Consider the following 16,077-nt stretch of genomic DNA (forward strand, 5'->3'; position numbering starts at 1 on the left):
TAAATGCTTTATTTTGCTTATGGCAGTAATCTAAATCATTTTCAAATGAAAAGAAGATGTAAAGACAGTGTCTTTTTAAAGAAGATTAATTTAAGTAATTTTAAACTAACTTTTAGAAGTAAATATAGAGTTGCTGATATAGAGTCTAAAAAAAAATCAATTGTTCCAGGTGCTTTATTTGAAATATCAAAAAGTGATGAAAAAAAGTTAGATGTTTATGAAGACCATCCAGTTCTATATAAAAAATATTATTTTACTTATTATGGTAAAAAAGTAATGACCTATACAATGACTAAAAAAAGTTTATTTGCATATCCAACAGAACGATATTTGAATGTTCTAAAGAGAGGTTATAAAGATTGTAATTTAGATAATCATATTCTTAAAAAAGCATTAAAAGCTTAATTAAAATATTGATATGATTTGTTAACAAAAAGAAGTTGAGTTATAAATAAAAACAGTTAAACAAATGAAAATAGTACATGCCCTCGTGGTGAAATTGGTAGACACAACGGACTTAAAATCCGTGCCTTTTTGGAGTGCCAGTTCGAGTCTGGCCGAGGGCACCACTAAATGAGAGATAAAGTATATTTAGTTTTTGATAGAACGAAAGCTTCTTTAAAGATTAAATCAAGCCTGATTAAAAAAGTTAACATTACATCTTTAAGACAATCCAAGATAATAATTGTTTTAGGTGGAGATGGTTTCATGCTTCAAACTTTAAAAAAATTACACAAATATAAAAAACCTTTTTATGGAATTAATTCTGGAAACTATGGTTTTTTGATGAATAAGTTTTCTAATAAAAACATTATTAAAAACTTAAATATCTCTAATAGTATAAAAATTTACCCCCTGCAAATGACTGTTACTAATAAAAGTAACCAAACAAAAAAATCAATAGCTATTAACGAGGTTTCTATTTTGAGACAAAGCAAACAAGCATCATCAATTTCTATTACAGCTAATAAGAAAAACATTATTAAAAATCTTATTTCTGATGGTGTTTTAGTTTCAACACCAGCAGGTAGTACAGCCTATAATTTATCAGCACATGGACCAATTTTAAATTTAGATTCAAGAAAACTAGCTGTTACACCCATTAGTCCTTTCAGACCTAGAAGATGGAAGGGCACAATTGTTAGTGATAAATCTAAAATTTTAATAAAAAATTTGGATACAAATAAAAGACCTATCAGTGCTGTCGCAGATAATTTTGAAGTTAGAAATGCAAAGATAATTAAAATTGAAGCTGATAAGAAAATTAGCTTTGAGTTATTGTACGATAAAAATAACAGTCTTCATAAAAAAATTAAGATTGAACAAACACGAAAAGAAACTTCAAATAATTAAGTGATGGTGCCCCGCACTGAGTCGAACCGCGGACCTATTAATTGCAAATCAAGACTCAATTCTTAAATAAGTATTATTGCTCAACGTTTATAGAAATTTACTTTCAGTTTGACCGCATTATATCCGCAGTGCTAGTATATTGGTTCATGAAAAAACTTTTAGGAATCATGGTTCTGGGGCTGTTGTTGAGTGGAAATACTTATTCTAATGAAGTTCAAGATCAAAAAGTATTAGAAACAATTCCAATGAAGTGTAGATATTTTACCTATAAAATTGATCGTGAAAAAGATTATGCAACTGTGTACAAAAAAGAGGCAGGTTATTGGAATATATATGCAAAAAGATCTAAAATAGATGAAAAAACTATTTTACCAGAAACTACATCAAGATCAGAAAAGTCAATAGAGATAGGAAAAGGTGGTTATAGATTAGAGACTTACGTAAAACATTCAGAGTTAACAAATGGAATTTGTAAACAATGCAAAATTATTTTAGATTTTAAAAAATTACGTAGAAAAGGGAAAGGTAATTGGAAGGGCAAACCTTATAATTTAAATGAGAAATGTAAATTGATAAAAAGCTAATAAAATTACGAGTCAGCTACGAGTAAAATAAACCTAAAGACTGATCAGCATTATAATTAGAGAGGACTAGAAGAGTGATTAGGGGCGTTCTGTTGCCCGGTGCCCTGGACTGTTCTTCTATAATTGTTATTTTGCAAAGATGTTGAAATACTAGAGGGTACAAAATTACCTAAAATCCCGCTACTAGCCCACCAAAGATATTGGTGCTAGGATCTTAGTTTATGAAAAAACTTTTAGAGATCATAGTTCTGGGTTTGATATTAAGTGGAAACGCTTATGCAGACAATATTTCAGACTTTGAGATTAAAGGAATGAGCATTGGAGAAAGCGCCTTAAAATATTTTTCTAAGAGTGAATTAAAACGTAATAATCAAAAAAATTGGTATAACAAAAATAATTAGTGTTGATTTAATTGAGTGATGGTGCCCCCGCACGGAGTCGAACCGCGGACCTATTGATTACAAATCAATTGCTCTACCAGCTGAGCTACAAGGGCATAGTGGATTTCTATTAAGAAATCTTAAACTAATCAAGAATTTTTTTTAAATAACTTAAATGATGGAATACAATTGCTGCACTATTTGAGATATTTAAGCTTTCTACATCATTATTTATATCAATCTTTACTAAAAAATCAGTATACTTACTCGTATGCTCTCTCATGCCAAATCCTTCCGACCCAAATAAAAGAACATTTTTTCCACTCCATTTAACATCAGTAAAATTTTTATCTCCTTTAGCATCAAAACCATAAACCCAAAAATTTTTTTCTCTCAAATTTTTAAGAGTTGAGTTAATGTTTGAAACTTCAAATATATTTAAATGCTCCATACAGCCACTTGCAGCCTTGTACATTAATTTACTATCTGACGGAAATTGTCTTTCTTTAACTATCAAACCATCAATATTAAATGATGCTGCACTTCTTATTAATGAGCCAATATTTCTTGGATCAGTTACTTCGTCGATACAAACAAACGTTAAATTATTTTTTCCTTTTATAAATTCTTTTAATTCAGGTTGGTCTAAATGTTCTACCTCAGCAATATAACCACTGTGCATCATTTGATCCTTAGAAGTATATTTATCTAATTCTTTTTTTGATTTAAAATAAACCTTAACATCTTCAAGAACATTTTTTTTAGGATTTTTTCTATGAATATTTTTTTTACTTTCTTCAGTTAAAAAAACTTTTAAAACCTTTCTATTGGGATTTCTGAGGGCTTCAATAACAGCATGCTGTCCAACGATCAAAAAAGATGATTTATTCATAAATTTACCATTGTTTATACGTATTTTGCCATGTTTTCACGGTAAATCTCGTGTTGCAATTGCATAATAAAAATATATAAAACGCATGTTGTTTGAAGCTTTATTGATAAAGGGGACACTTCCCCATTAAGGAGGGGTTCCAGAGCGGTCAAATGGGGCGGGCTGTAAACCCGTTGACTTCGGTCTTCGAAAGTTCGAATCTTTCCCCCTCCACCACTCAATAAAATTTTTTATGACAATGGAGTGTTATTCTTGATGTTGTGCGGGTGTAGTTCAATGGTAGAACGCTAGCCTTCCAAGCTGGATGTAAGAGTTCGATTCTCTTTACCCGCTCCAAGAAAAAAAGAAATTATTAATAAAACAAAAAACTGAGGTAAAAAAGAAATGTCAAAAGAAAAGTTCGTAAGAAACAAACCACACTGTAACATTGGTACAATTGGTCATGTCGACCATGGTAAAACAACTTTAACTGCAGCGATCACAATTACGTTGGCTGAAGTCGGTGGAGCAAAAGCGGTTGCTTACGATCAGATTGATAAAGCCCCTGAAGAAAAAGAAAGAGGGATTACAATTTCAACTGCTCACGTTGAGTATGAAACTGAGAAGAGACATTACGCACACGTAGATTGCCCAGGTCACGCTGACTATGTAAAAAATATGATTACAGGTGCGGCTCAAATGGATGGAGCAATTTTAGTAGTTAATGCTGCTGATGGCCCTATGCCTCAAACTAGAGAACACATTCTTTTAGGAAGACAAGTTGGTATTCCTTCAATCGTTGTTTATTTAAATAAAGTAGACCAAGTTGATGACAAAGATATGATTGAACTTGTTGAAGAAGAAATTAGAGAACTTTTAACCTCATATAAATATCCTGGTGAAACAACTCCTATCATTAAGGGATCTGCATTAGCTGCAGTAGAGCAAAGAGATGAAGAAATTGGAAAAAATTCTATTTTAGAATTAATGAAAGCTGTTGATGAATTTATTCCTCAACCAACTAGAGACGTTGATAAACCTTTCCTAATGCCTGTTGAGGATGTTTTTTCAATTTCAGGAAGAGGAACAGTTGCAACTGGTAGAATTGAATCGGGTGTTATTAAGACCGGTGAAGAAGTTGCGATAGTTGGTATCACAGATACTAAAAAATCAGTTTGTACTGGTGTTGAGATGTTTAGAAAACTCTTAGATTCTGGTGAAGCCGGAGATAATGTTGGTATATTATTAAGAGGCGTTGAAAGAGCTGACATTCAAAGAGGTCAAGTTCTTTGCAAACCTGATTCAATTACTCCGCACACTAAATTTGAAGCTCAGGCTTATGTACTAAAAAAAGATGAGGGTGGAAGACACACACCTTTCTTTACTAAATACAGACCTCAGTTTTATTTTAGAACAACCGATGTAACAGGTGAAGTAACGTTACCAGCAGGAACTGAAATGGTTATGCCTGGTGATGATGCTAAATTCACTGTTACTTTGATTACTCCAATTGCGATGAGCGAAAAATTAAACTTTGCCATTCGTGAAGGTGGTAGAACAGTTGGAGCTGGAGTAGTAACTAAAATTATAGAGTAAACTTCTATAGGAGTGTAGCTCAATTGGTAGAGCGCCGGTCTCCAAAACCGGAGGCTGAGGGTTCGAGTCCCTCCGCTCCTGCCAATAAGCTGAATAGTATATTATGAAAAACCCGATAAAATTTATCCAAGAAGTTAAACAAGAAGCTTTCAAAGTATCTTGGCCCACTGGTAAAGAGACGATGCAAGGTGCATTGATGGTGTTTGCTATGGCTGTAATTATGTCACTTTTCTTTTTACTTCTTGATCAAGTTCTTAAATTTTTATTGGAAGCTTTACTAAAGGTAAGTATTTAATGAAAAATTGGTATATTGTTCAATCTCACTCAAATTTTGAGAATAAAGTTGCTGAATTAATAAAAGAAGAAGCTGAAAAAGCAAAAATTTCTGATAAAATTGAAGAAATTGTTGTTCCAACTCATGATGTAACAGAAGTTAAAAGAGGAAAAAGAATTCAGAGAAAAAAGAAATACTTTCCAGGTTATGTCCTAATAAAAACAGAGATGGACAATGACCTTTATCATATGATTAAAAACTTAAAGAGAGTTAGTGGTTTTTTGGGCTCAAAAGGTATACCTGTACCAGTATCTGATAAAGAAATAGAAAAAATACTAGGTCAAATAAAAGATGGTGTAGCACAGCCAAAGTCTGGTATAGAATACACCATTGGTGAAAAAGTTCAGGTTGTTGACGGACCTTTTGCATCATTCAGTGGAATGGTTGAAGATATTGATGAAGAAAAATCTAGATTAAAAGTTTCTGTATCAATCTTTGGAAGACCAACACCTGTTGATTTAGAGTATAACCAAGTAGAGAAAGCAAGTTAATGGCAAAAGAAATTAGTGGATATATAAAATTACAGATCATGGGTGGTCAAGCAAATCCTGCTCCACCAGTTGGTCCAGCATTAGGTCAACGTGGAATTAATATAATGGAATTCTGTAAAGCCTTTAATGATAAAACTAAAGCATTTGCTGGAAAACCAATTCCAGTAATTATTACTGTTTACAAAGATAAAAAATTTGATTTTGAAATTAAATCACCACCCGCATCTCATTTTATTAAAGAAGCTGCTAAATTAAAAGGTGGATCAAAAGAACCTGGCAGAAGTATAGCTGGATCAATTACAAAAAAACAAGCTGAAGAAATTGCAACACAAAAAATGAAAGATCTTAATGCGCATAGTTTAGAGCAAGCTGTAAAAATTATTGCAGGATCAGCAAGATCAATGGGAATAGAGGTTAAAGACTAATGGCATCAAAAAGATTTAAACAATTACCTGAAAAAACAAAAGACCTAACGGCTGAGTTGATTGAAAAATTATTACCAGATGTTAAAAAAAACTGTACTACAAAATTTGACGAATCAATTGACTTAAGCTTTCAAGTAAATAACAAACAAAAAAAAGGTGAAGTTAACATTAGAACCGTAGTTAACTTACCAGGTGGAAATGGTAAAAAAGTAAAAGTTGCCGTTGTTTGTGAGGATACTAAAGCACAAGAAGCTAAAGACGCAGGTGCCGATATAGTTGGAAGTGATGAGTTTATTGACCAAATTAAAGCTGGTGAGCTAAATTTTGAAAAATTAATTTGTACTCCAGGAATGATGGTTAAACTTTCAAAACTAGGAAAAGTTTTAGGTCCAAAAGGTCTTATGCCAAATCCCAAACTTGGATCTGTTTCTGATGATGTTAAGCAAGCTGTAACAGATGCTAAATCTGGGCAAGCTGAGATTAGAAATGATAAAGATGGAAATATAGGTGTGAGTATTGGAAAAAAATCATTTCATGATGATCAATTGTTAAAAAATTATTATGCAATTTTAGACACTTTGGAAAAAGAAAAAGGTAACCTTACTTTAAAAGGTGATTTAATTAAAAATACTTTTGTAACATCCAGTATGGGTGTGTCGTACAAAGTTAAATTAGGAAAAGTTATATAGTTATGATGAGCAGGGAACAAAAAAAGAATTATATTACAGAGATGGAATCGCAGTTTCAAAATAATGAAGCTGTTTTAGTTACTCATTATCAAGGGCTTACCATGTCTCAACTTGATGAATTAAGATCTCAAATGAGAGAACATGGCATTAAATTTAAAATTACTAAAAATAGAATCACTAAGCTGGCAATTGAAAAAACAAAGTGTAAGGATCTTTCTAGCTTATTTTCAGGAGCCACAGCTGTAGCTTTTTCTGATGATGCTATTATTTCAGCAAGAATTTTATCAAAATTTGCAAAAACCAATGTAAACCTCAAGCTTTTAGGTGGAATAATGGGTGTTGATGTTTTGGATCAAGCCGGAGTTCAGAATGTAGCAAATTTACCAACATTAGATGAGGCTAGAGCAAATATTGTAGGAATTTTAGCAGCATCAGCATCAAAATTTGTAAGTATTTTACTTGCACGTTCCGAAAAAATGAGTAGTTTGTCACCAGAAAATTCTGAAAATAACCCTAAAGAAGTATAAAAAAATATGCCTGATCTAAATAAAATTATCGAAGATTTATCAAGTTTAACTGTAGTAGAAGCAGCTGAACTTTCAAAACAACTTGAAGAAAAATGGGGTGTTACAGCTATGGCTGCAGCAGCACCAGCAGCAGCAGCGGGTGGAGCAGTTGAAGAAGCAAAAGATGATTTTACCGTTATGTTAATTTCAGCTGGAGATAAAAAAATAAATGTTATTAAGGAAGTAAGAGCAGCAACATCTTTAGGTCTTAAAGAAGCAAAAGATTTAGTTGAAGGTGCACCAAAAGAAGTAAAATCTGGTGTTAACAAAAAAGATGCTGACGAACTTAAAGCTAAATTAGAAGCAGCCGGCGCAAAAGTAGAACTTAAATAAATTAATTAGAAAGAACCTAATTACTGATTGATTTTTAAATCGGTAACTATTTATAAATGCAATTATCTTTTACTCAAAAGAAAAATGTTAGAAAAAGCTTTGGTAAATTAGCTGAAACTTTATCTATTCCTAACTTAATTGAAGTTCAAAAAAATTCTTACAAACAATTAACAGATTTTGATTCAGAAGCTGGTGACTTGTCAAAAGGTTTTGATAGAGTTTTTAAAAGTATTTTCCCAATTGAAGATCTAAATGATAAAGCTACTTTGGAATATGTTTCATATAATTTAGATAAACCAAAATTTGATACAGAAGAATGTATTCAAAGAGGTTTGTCTTACACTTCTGCTCTTAAGTGTATTTTAAGATTAGTTGTTTATGAAATAGATCAAGAGAATAATACAAAAGATATTTTATCCGCGAAAGAACAGGAAGTTTACATGGGTGAAGTTCCCATGATGACAGGTAGTGGAACTTTTATAACTAATGGTGTGCAGAGAGTTGTTGTAAACCAAATGCATAGAAGTCCAGGTGTTTTTTTTGATCATGATAAGGGAAAATCTCATGCTAGTGGTAAACTTCTTTTTAATTGTAGAGTCATTCCAAATAGAGGTTCATGGTTGGATCTAGAGTATGATGTTAAAGATTTTTTATATTTTAAAATTGACAGAAAGAAAAAAATATTTGCATCGACATTACTAATGGCTTTGGGGTTAACTAAGTCCGAAATAGCAGATGAATTTTATGGTAAAGAAACTTATTTATTTGATGCTAAGACTGAAAAATGGAAGACAAAGTTTAATCCAGAAAATTATAAAGCTAAAAATTTTTCTGAAGAAGTTATTGATAATAAAACAGGTAAAATTATTATTAAACTTGGTGATAAAGTTAACTATTTAACTGCTAAAAAATTAGCAACTGATGGTTTGAAAGATATTTTAGTTTCTCAGGAATCTCTTTATGGAAAATATTTACATAGAAATGTTAAAGTAAGTGATGATGAAGAGGAAGGTACCTTTGGAATAGGTACAGAGTTGAACGATACAATTATTAACCAGATCTTAGAGGCTAAGATATCTTCAATTGAAATTTCAATTACTAATTCAATTAATAAAGGCCCTTATTTATTAGCTACTCTTTTAAATGACAAAAATAATAATAAAGAAGAAGCAATCACAGAAATTTATAAAGTTTTAAGACCTGGCGAACCACCAACTATAGAAATTGCGACACAAATTTTTAATAATTTGTTTTTCAGTTCAGTTAGATATGACCTTTCTGATGTTGGCAGAGTAAAGATGAATTCAAGATTAAGTTTAGAATGTTCAGACAAAATCACAATTTTAAGAAATGATGATATAGTAGCCATTGTTCATAAAATGTTAGATTTACGTGATGGTAAAGATGAGGTTGATGATATTGATCATTTAGGTAACAGAAGAGTAAGGTCTGTTGGTGAACTTGTTGAAAACCAAGCACGTATTGGTGTTTATAGAATGGAAAGAGCTATTAAAGAAAAAATGACAACTCTTGATATTGAATCAGCAATGCCACAAGATTTAATTAATGCAAAACCTTTAACGGTTTCCCTTAAAGATTTTTTTGTAAGTTCACAACTTTCACAATTTATGGATCAAACAAATCCACTATCTGAAATTACACACAAAAGAAGAGTTTCAGCTTTAGGACCAGGTGGTCTAACAAGAGAAAGAGCTGGATTTGATGTTCGTGATGTTCACCCAACTCACTATGGAAGAATTTGTCCAATTGAAACTCCAGAGGGACCAAATATTGGTTTGATTAATAGTTTATCCACTTATGCAAAAATTAATAAATATGGCTTCATTGAAAGTCCTTATAAAAAAGTTAAAAACGGAACCGTAGAAGATAAAGTTGAGTATTTATCTGCGATGGAAGAAACAAAATATACAATTGCACAAGCAAATGCGAAACTTGATAAAAATGGAAAAATTTTAGAAGAGTTAGTCCCTTGCAGAGAAAATTTAAACTTTGTTTTATCAAGACCTGAAAATATTGATTATATCGATGTATCACCAAAGCAATTAGTTTCCGTAGCAGCATCTTTAATTCCTTTCTTAGAAAACGATGATGCAAACAGAGCCCTAATGGGATCCAACATGATGAGACAAGCAGTTCCTCTATTGAAACCAGAATCTCCATTAGTTGGTACTGGTATTGAAAGTGATGTAGCTCTTGACTCAGGTGTTACTATTGTTGCTAATCGTGATGGTACAGTTGATAAAATTGATGGAAAAAGAATTGTAATTAAAGCGACTGAAGAAACAGATTTCACAAAATCAGGTGTAGATATTTATAACTTGCAAAAATTTAAAAGGTCTAATCAAAACACTTGTATTAACCAAAAACCACTAGTTAGAGTGGGTGATAAAGTTAAATCAGGTGATATTATTGCTGATGGTCCATCAACTAAATTAGGTGAACTAGCACTTGGAAAAAATGTAACTGTAGCATTTATGCCTTGGCAAGGTTACAATTTTGAAGATTCTATTTTGATCTCAGAAAGATGTGTAACAGATGATGTGTTTACCTCTGTTCATATTGTTGAATATGAGGTTATGGCCAGGGATACTAAACTTGGTGAAGAAGAGATAACTAGAGATATTCCAAATGTAAATGAAGAAGCATTAAAAAATCTTGACGAGTCAGGTATTGTCTACATTGGTGCTGAAGTTAAAGCTGGAGATATTCTTGTGGGTAAAGTTACACCAAAAGGTGACTCCGCATCTGGTCCAGAAGAAAAATTATTAAGATCAATTTTTGGGGAAAAAGCAATTGACGTAACTGATACATCTTTAAAAATGTCCAGAGGTAGTAGCGGAACAATTGTCGACGTTAGAGTTTTTAATAGACACGGTATTGAAAAAGATGAAAGATCTATAACTATTGAAAGAGCAGAAATTGAAACTGTTCAACAAGACAAAATTGTAGAGGAAGAAATTTTAGAAAGAAGCATAAAACAAAGAGCTAATCAAATTTTTTCGGGTGCTTCGCTAACCAAAAAAATTAAAGATTTAGAAATTGGAACTAAGCTTGACTTAGAAAATATAAACAAAATTACTATTAACGATCTATTTAAAATTACCGTTGGTAACGTTAGCGATGAAGCAAGTATTGCTCAATTAAAAGATCAGTATAATACTGCCAAACAAGATATTTTAGAAAGATTTGAAGATAAGGTTCTTAAAATTAGAAGTGGTGATGACTTACTACCAAGTGTTATGAAGATGGTTAAAGTCTTTGTTGCGATTAAAAGAAGATTAAGACCAGGTGATAAGATGTCTGGAAGACATGGTAACAAAGGTGTGGTTAGTAAAATTGTTCCTGTTGAAGACATGCCTTATAGAGAAGATGGACGACCAGTTGACATTGTATTAAATCCCTTAGGTGTTCCAAGTCGTATGAATGTTGGACAAATTTTAGAAACACACCTTGGATGGGCCTGTAAAGAATTTGGTGAAGAAGTAAAAAGGTTGGTAAATGAAAACAATAAGAAATTTGAAAAGACTCAAAAAATTTCTTCATTTTTAACATCTGTATATGGAAAAGAAGTGTTTGATGGTGGCATTGATAAATTAAACAAAACTGAATTTGCTGATTTATGTGAAAACCTACAAAATGGTATAGCTATAGCAACACCGGTATTTGATGGTGCTAAAGAGAAAGATGTTTCAGAAATGCTTGAACTAGCGAAACTACCAACATCAGGACAAACCAATTTATGGGATGGAAGAACTGGTGAAATGTTTGATAGACCTGTAACTGTTGGGATTATTTATATGTTGAAACTTCATCACCTTGTTGAAGATAAAATTCACGCTAGATCTACTGGGCCATACAGTCTTGTTACTCAGCAGCCCCTTGGTGGTAAAGCTCAATTAGGTGGACAAAGATTTGGTGAAATGGAAGTTTGGGCACTCGAAGCGTATGGTGCTTCTTATACTTTACAAGAAATTTTAACTGTTAAATCAGATGACGTAGCTGGAAGAGTTAAAGTTTACGAAACTATAGTTAAAGGTGAAGAAAATTTTGAATCGGGAATACCAGAATCTTTTAACGTATTAGTTAAAGAAATTAAATCATTAGCACTTAACATAGAGTTAAATTAAAAATGAAAAAAGAATTAACAGACTTATTTAAGAACAGTGAAATTTCAGAAGCTCAAAACTTCAGTAGTATTAAGATTACACTAGCAAGTCCTGAAAAAATTAAGTCTTGGACTTATGGTGAAATTAAAAAACCAGAAACTATTAATTATAGAACTTTTAGACCTGAAAAAGATGGTCTATTCTGTGCTAGAATTTTTGGTCCAATAAAAGATTATGAATGCTTATGTGGTAAGTACAAAAGAATGAAATTTAGAGGAATAATTTGTGAAAAATGTGGAGTTGAAGTCACCAAATCTAATGTGCGTAGAGAAAGAATGGGTCACATTAACTTAGCTACACCTGTTGCTCACATTTGGTTTTTAAAATCTTTGCCAAGTAGAATATCTCTCGCCGTAGATATGAAGTTAAAAGAAGTAGAGAGAGTTTTATACTTTGAAAATTTCATAGTTATTGAGCCTGGAATGACTACATTACATAAAAACCAACTTTTAAATGAAGAAGAATTAGCAAAATATCAAGATGAATTTGGTGAGGAATCCTTTGAAGCAGGAATTGGTGCTGAAGCTATTCTTAACATCTTAAAATCAATGGATCTTGAGTTAGAAAGAAAACTTTTAATTAACACGATAAAAGAAACTAAATCAAAAGTTAATGAAGAAAGATCTATTAAAAGACTAAAATTAATTGAGTCATTTATAGAAACTGGTCAAAAACCTGAGTGGATGATTTTAACTGTTATTCCGGTAATTCCACCTGAGCTTAGACCATTAGTACCCTTAGATGGTGGAAGATTTGCGACTTCAGATTTAAATGATCTTTATAGAAGAGTTATTAACAGAAATAACCGTTTAAAAAGATTAATGGATCTTAAGGCTCCTGATATTATTGTTAGAAATGAAAAAAGAATGCTGCAAGAATCTGTTGATGCTTTATTTGATAACGGCAGAAGAGGCAGGGTAATAACAGGAACTGGTAAGAGACCACTTAAATCTTTAGCTGAGATGCTAAAAGGAAAGCAAGGTAGATTTAGACAAAACTTATTAGGAAAAAGAGTGGATTATTCAGGTAGGTCTGTAATCGTTGTTGGTCCAGATCTTAAACTACATGAATGTGGTTTACCTAAAAAAATGGCTTTAGAGTTGTTCAAACCATTTCTATATGCAAGGTTGAATAAATTAGGACTAGCGTCAACAATTAAACAAGCAAAAAAATTAGTTGAAAAAGAAACTAATGCCGTTTGGGACGCACTTGAGCTTATTGTTAGAGAACACCCTGTATTACTTAACCGTGCTCCAACACTTCACAGGTTAGGTGTACAAGCATTTGAACCTAAGTTAATCGAAGGTGATGCTATTGAGTTGCACCCATTGTGTTGTGCAGCTTTCAATGCTGACTTTGATGGTGACCAAATGGCTGTACATGTTCCATTGAGCTTAGAAGCTCAATTAGAAGCAAGAATTTTAATGCTATCGACAAATAATATTTTAAGTCCATCAAATGGTAAACCTATTATTGTGCCAAGTCAGGATATGATTTTAGGACTTTACTATTTATCTCAAGCACCTTTTCAAACCGAAAAGCCTGATGGTTACTTTATAAATAACAATGAAATTGAACATGCGTTATCAACCGGTCAAATAAAAGTACACTCAACTATTGTTTCTAGATTTGAAACGCTTGATGAGAACGGAAACAAGAAAATTGAAAAATATACAACAACTGCTGGAAGATTCTTGTTGGCAAATTTATTACCTAAAAATAAAGATATCAATTTTTCAATGATAGACAGATTACTTCCAAAGAAAACAGTTTCTGAAATTATTGATAGTGTATTTAGATTTTGTGGTCAAAAAACTACAGTTATTTTTTGTGATCATTTAAAAGATTTAGGTTTCAAACACGCATTTAAAGCTGGTATTTCTTTTGGTAAGGATGACCTTGTTATTCCTGCAAACAAAGGGCAACTTATTGAAGATACTAAAAAATTAATAGCTGATTATGAAAACCAATATTCTGAAGGTTTAATTACCAGAGGAGAAAAATATAATAAAGTAGTTGATGCTTGGTCAAAATGTACTGATAAAGTAGCGGGTGAAATGATGAAGGGAATTTCAGCAACAGAAAGCACTCCAGATGGAATGAAAATTAACTCTGTATTTATGATGGCCGATAGTGGCGCAAGAGGATCAGCTGCACAAATGAAACAATTAGCTGGAATGAGAGGGCTTATTGCAAAACCTTCTGGTGAAATTATAGAAACACCAATTATTTCTAATTTTAAAGAAGGTCTTACTGCTCTTGAATATTTTAATTCAACTCACGGAGCCAGAAAAGGTCTTGCAGATACTGCTTTAAAAACAGCTAGTTCTGGTTATTTGACTAGAAGACTTTGTGATGTTGCTCAAGATCTTACCATTTCTAAAATAAAATGTGATAATCCAGGCTTTATTGAATTAGGTGAAATCCTTGAAGGTGGAAATGTAGTTGTTAGTTTATCTGAGAGAGCACTAGGTAGAGTTACGGCATTTGATGTAAAAAACCCTATCACAGGTGAAGTTGTAATTAAAAAAGATATAATGATTGATGAAGCTGCTTGCGATAAAATTGATGCAGCAGGTGTTAAATTCATCAAAGCTTATTCAGTAATGACTTGTAGTTCTAAAAAAGGGGTTTGTGCTACTTGTTATGGCCGTGATTTATCAAGAGGTAAAATGGTCCATGTTGGTGAAGCAATTGGCATGATCTCAGCCCAATCTATTGGTGAGCCAGGTACACAGTTAACTATGAGAACATTTCACGTTGGAGGTACTGCCTCTGTTAAACAGGAGTCGCAAATTGTTACGAAATCTAAAGGTACTTTAAAAATTATTAACTCTAATTTATTGGAAGATTCTAAGAAAAATCTAATTGTAATGGGAAGAAATACTCAACTTTCTATTGAAGATGATAATGGAGTGCAAGTTGCAGTTTATAAAGTTTCCTATGGATCAAAATTATTTTATCAAAATGGAGATAAAATTAATGCTAATGAAAAAATTTGTGAATGGGATCCTTATACAACTCCAGTTATTGCTGAAAAAAGTGGTATAGCAGGTTATGTTGATTTGATTGATGGAGTTTCTATTCAAGAAACCACAGATGATGCAACTGGTATTTCATCTAAATCTGTAATTGATTGGAGAGCTCAATCTAAAAATACTGATTTAAAACCAAGAATTACTTTAAGAGATGATAAAGGGAATGTTATTAAAAAAGCTGATGATAATGAGGCTAGATATTACTTAGTACCAGATTCAATTTTATCTGTTAAAGATGGTCAAAAAATATTTGCAGGTGACATCATTGCTAGACTACCCAAGGAAACTACGAAAACAAAAGATATTACGGGTGGACTGCCTCGTGTTGCTGAATTATTTGAGGCAAGAAAGGCAAAAGATAGTGCAATTATTGCTGAAAATGATGGACAAGTTCTATTTGGAAAAGAAGTTAGAGGAAAACAAAAAATTTCTATTCAACCGGAAAATGGCGAACCATCTAACTATTTAATTCCTAAAGGTAAACATATCAACTTTAACCAAGGTGAAAAAATTAAAAAAGGTGAATATCTACTTGATGGACAACCTTTACCTCATGATATTCTTAGAATTTTAGGAATAAAAGACTTAACTGAATATTTTGTAAACCAGGTACAAGAAGTTTACAGATTACAGGGTGTGATAATTAACGACAAACATATTGAAACTATTTTAAGACAAATGCTTAAAAAAGTTGAAGTTAAAGTATCTGGCGATTCGTCTTATTTACCTGGTGAAATGATTGATAGAATTAAATTTGATATTACAAATGAAAAACTTGTTGCAGAAGGAAAAAACCCAGCTACAGGTGAAAGAGTTTTAATGGGAATTACAAAAGCATCACTTCAGACCGAATCATTTATTTCAGCTGCATCGTTCCAAGAAACTACAAGAGTTTTAACTGATGCTGCTATTAAGGGTAAAGTTGATCCTTTAAATGGCTTAAAAGAAAATGTTATTGTTGGTAGACTAGTTCCAGCTGGTACTGGTCACATTAAGAATAAATGGAATAAAAATGCAATTGAAGCTGACAATAAATTTTTAGCAGATCAGGACAAAATAGAGCCCGTTGAAGCTGCAGAAGCACCTGCAAACCAATAAAAAAAACATTTTTAAATTGTAGTTTTAGTTTGACAAAGTTGAATTAAACAGTATTTTGACGATGTTTTTGGTTGGAATGTAGTACCTACTTTACAGTACTAAACGCTGCCACAAAATAACCTGTCAGTTATT

At 32.1% G+C, this 16,077-nt stretch carries 14 protein-coding genes and 5 tRNA genes; 17 read left to right on the plus strand and 2 right to left on the minus strand.

All coding sequences use genetic code 11. The features are described from left to right. Positions 1-3: 3 nt before the first annotated feature. The 5 genes from ABXT58_RS02815 to ABXT58_RS02835 all read left to right on the plus strand — a co-directional run bounded on the left by ABXT58_RS02815 (position 4) and on the right by ABXT58_RS02835 (position 2,338). Positions 4-405, plus strand: coding sequence for a gamma-glutamylcyclotransferase family protein (locus ABXT58_RS02815; protein ID WP_415304578.1), 402 nt, complete (start codon positions 4-6; stop codon positions 403-405). Between the two features lie 79 nt (positions 406-484). After that, positions 485-569: transfer RNA gene (locus tag ABXT58_RS02820), tRNA-Leu, on the plus strand. 4 nt (positions 570-573) lie between these two features. Continuing rightward, a complete protein-coding gene (locus ABXT58_RS02825; RefSeq protein WP_415304580.1) occupies positions 574-1,353 on the plus strand; it encodes an NAD kinase in 780 nt (259 codons plus the stop codon). 146 nt (positions 1,354-1,499) lie between these two features. Continuing rightward, positions 1,500-1,937 (plus strand): hypothetical protein, encoded by a 438-nt coding sequence (locus tag ABXT58_RS02830; protein WP_415304582.1) that lies wholly within the window; start codon positions 1,500-1,502, stop codon positions 1,935-1,937. 221 nt (positions 1,938-2,158) lie between these two features. Further along, on the plus strand, positions 2,159-2,338 hold the full coding sequence (locus ABXT58_RS02835; protein ID WP_415304583.1) for a hypothetical protein: 180 nt from the start codon (positions 2,159-2,161) through the stop codon (positions 2,336-2,338). Positions 2,339-2,357: 19 nt separating this feature from the next. On the opposite strand, the gene ABXT58_RS02840 is transcribed toward ABXT58_RS02835, so the two are convergent. Then, a tRNA-Thr gene (locus ABXT58_RS02840) sits at positions 2,358-2,433 on the minus strand. A 29-nt stretch (positions 2,434-2,462) separates the two neighbouring features. Further along, positions 2,463-3,209 (minus strand): 23S rRNA (guanosine(2251)-2'-O)-methyltransferase RlmB, encoded by a 747-nt coding sequence (gene rlmB / locus ABXT58_RS02845; protein WP_415304585.1) that lies wholly within the window; start codon positions 3,207-3,209, stop codon positions 2,463-2,465. Positions 3,210-3,339: 130 nt separating this feature from the next. On the opposite strand from rlmB, the gene ABXT58_RS02850 reads away from it, so the two are divergent. From ABXT58_RS02850 to rpoC, 12 genes are all read left to right on the plus strand, one after another. Then, positions 3,340-3,425: transfer RNA gene (locus tag ABXT58_RS02850), tRNA-Tyr, on the plus strand. Between the two features lie 46 nt (positions 3,426-3,471). Next, positions 3,472-3,545 (plus strand) — tRNA-Gly (locus ABXT58_RS02855). 48 nt (positions 3,546-3,593) lie between these two features. Continuing rightward, positions 3,594-4,784, plus strand: coding sequence for an elongation factor Tu (gene tuf / locus ABXT58_RS02860; RefSeq protein ID WP_415304587.1), 1,191 nt, complete (start codon positions 3,594-3,596; stop codon positions 4,782-4,784). An 8-nt stretch (positions 4,785-4,792) separates the two neighbouring features. Further along, positions 4,793-4,868 (plus strand) — tRNA-Trp (locus ABXT58_RS02865). A gap of 19 nt (positions 4,869-4,887) precedes the next feature. Then, complete coding sequence (gene secE, locus ABXT58_RS02870; RefSeq protein WP_006996799.1) at positions 4,888-5,079, plus strand: preprotein translocase subunit SecE; 192 nt, start codon at positions 4,888-4,890, stop codon at positions 5,077-5,079. Next, entirely contained in the window at positions 5,079-5,609 is a 531-nt protein-coding gene (gene nusG / locus ABXT58_RS02875) for a transcription termination/antitermination protein NusG (protein ID WP_415304588.1), read from the plus strand. The genes secE and nusG overlap by 1 nt, the downstream gene beginning before the upstream one ends. After that, positions 5,609-6,034: a 50S ribosomal protein L11 gene (gene rplK, locus ABXT58_RS02880; protein WP_415277713.1), complete on the plus strand. Its 426-nt coding sequence runs from the start codon at positions 5,609-5,611 to the stop codon at positions 6,032-6,034. Before nusG ends, rplK begins: the two co-directional genes overlap by 1 nt. Then, positions 6,034-6,723: a 50S ribosomal protein L1 gene (rplA, locus tag ABXT58_RS02885; RefSeq protein WP_415304590.1), complete on the plus strand. Its 690-nt coding sequence runs from the start codon at positions 6,034-6,036 to the stop codon at positions 6,721-6,723. Before rplK ends, rplA begins: the two co-directional genes overlap by 1 nt. A gap of 5 nt (positions 6,724-6,728) precedes the next feature. After that, positions 6,729-7,250 carry a 50S ribosomal protein L10 gene (gene rplJ / locus ABXT58_RS02890; RefSeq protein WP_415304592.1) on the plus strand — a complete coding sequence of 174 codons (522 nt, stop codon included), beginning with the start codon at positions 6,729-6,731 and terminating at the stop codon, positions 7,248-7,250. A gap of 6 nt (positions 7,251-7,256) precedes the next feature. Beyond that, on the plus strand, positions 7,257-7,622 hold the full coding sequence (gene rplL / locus ABXT58_RS02895) for a 50S ribosomal protein L7/L12 (RefSeq protein ID WP_415304594.1): 366 nt from the start codon (positions 7,257-7,259) through the stop codon (positions 7,620-7,622). A 56-nt stretch (positions 7,623-7,678) separates the two neighbouring features. Further along, positions 7,679-11,770, plus strand: coding sequence for a DNA-directed RNA polymerase subunit beta (gene rpoB / locus ABXT58_RS02900; RefSeq protein WP_415304596.1), 4,092 nt, complete (start codon positions 7,679-7,681; stop codon positions 11,768-11,770). A 2-nt stretch (positions 11,771-11,772) separates the two neighbouring features. Then, positions 11,773-15,945 carry a DNA-directed RNA polymerase subunit beta' gene (gene rpoC / locus ABXT58_RS02905; RefSeq protein WP_415304597.1) on the plus strand — a complete coding sequence of 1,391 codons (4,173 nt, stop codon included), beginning with the start codon at positions 11,773-11,775 and terminating at the stop codon, positions 15,943-15,945. Positions 15,946-16,077 lie beyond the last annotated feature (132 nt).

It is taken from the genome of Candidatus Pelagibacter sp. Uisw_090, assembly GCF_047717845.1.
GTDB lineage: Bacteria > Pseudomonadota > Alphaproteobacteria > Pelagibacterales > Pelagibacteraceae > Pelagibacter.

Coding starts and splice junctions, on each gene's coding strand:
- ABXT58_RS02815 (WP_415304578.1), top strand. CDS start 4: ATGCTTTATTTTGCTTATGGCAGTAATCTAAATCATTTTCAAATGAAA.
- ABXT58_RS02825 (WP_415304580.1), top strand. CDS start 574: ATGAGAGATAAAGTATATTTAGTTTTTGATAGAACGAAAGCTTCTTTA.
- ABXT58_RS02830 (WP_415304582.1), top strand. CDS start 1,500: ATGAAAAAACTTTTAGGAATCATGGTTCTGGGGCTGTTGTTGAGTGGA.
- ABXT58_RS02835 (WP_415304583.1), top strand. CDS start 2,159: ATGAAAAAACTTTTAGAGATCATAGTTCTGGGTTTGATATTAAGTGGA.
- rlmB (WP_415304585.1), bottom strand. CDS start 3,209: ATGAATAAATCATCTTTTTTGATCGTTGGACAGCATGCTGTTATTGAA.
- tuf (WP_415304587.1), top strand. CDS start 3,594: ATGTCAAAAGAAAAGTTCGTAAGAAACAAACCACACTGTAACATTGGT.
- secE (WP_006996799.1), top strand. CDS start 4,888: ATGAAAAACCCGATAAAATTTATCCAAGAAGTTAAACAAGAAGCTTTC.
- nusG (WP_415304588.1), top strand. CDS start 5,079: ATGAAAAATTGGTATATTGTTCAATCTCACTCAAATTTTGAGAATAAA.
- rplK (WP_415277713.1), top strand. CDS start 5,609: ATGGCAAAAGAAATTAGTGGATATATAAAATTACAGATCATGGGTGGT.
- rplA (WP_415304590.1), top strand. CDS start 6,034: ATGGCATCAAAAAGATTTAAACAATTACCTGAAAAAACAAAAGACCTA.
- rplJ (WP_415304592.1), top strand. CDS start 6,729: ATGAGCAGGGAACAAAAAAAGAATTATATTACAGAGATGGAATCGCAG.
- rplL (WP_415304594.1), top strand. CDS start 7,257: ATGCCTGATCTAAATAAAATTATCGAAGATTTATCAAGTTTAACTGTA.
- rpoB (WP_415304596.1), top strand. CDS start 7,679: ATGCAATTATCTTTTACTCAAAAGAAAAATGTTAGAAAAAGCTTTGGT.
- rpoC (WP_415304597.1), top strand. CDS start 11,773: ATGAAAAAAGAATTAACAGACTTATTTAAGAACAGTGAAATTTCAGAA.